This window comes from Aeromonas sp. OTU364 (assembly GCF_038440395.1).
GTDB lineage: Bacteria > Pseudomonadota > Gammaproteobacteria > Enterobacterales > Aeromonadaceae > Aeromonas.
The window spans coordinates 1-329 of sequence record NZ_JASATR010000041.1 but is presented as its reverse complement, the minus strand read 5'-3'; the positions used below and the strand labels follow the sequence as shown (position 1 = coordinate 329).

Annotated in this window: 1 tRNA gene; it reads left to right on the top strand. The window is 51.4% G+C overall.

Annotation, left to right across the window (positions count from 1 at the left end):
• Window positions 1-212: 212 nt before the first annotated feature.
• Window positions 213-288 (top strand) — tRNA-Glu (locus tag AAHB08_RS21095).
• The last annotated feature ends 41 nt before the right edge of the window (window positions 289-329 follow it).

Here is a 329-nt window from a genome sequence, read left to right as displayed (position 1 = left end):
AAGTTGTTGAGTGTTCACACAGATTGCCTTGATTCAAAGTAGTTAGAGCAAAGACCTGATGCGCAAGCGTCAGTGCTTATCTGGCTTCGGTCAGATGAGAGAAGCCCTATCATTGGGTTTTGGGATGTGAATAATGGCGCTCGGCCTCGCAGGCTAGGCACTCGCCATTACCCAAAATCTGCACTGCTAACGCAGCGCAAAGATGATTTTGGGTCCCCTTCGTCTAGAGGCCTAGGACACCGCCCTTTCACGGCGGTAACAGGGGTTCGAATCCCCTAGGGGACGCCACTTCTCTTCGCAGCTCAAAGAATGCAGACATAAGCATCACA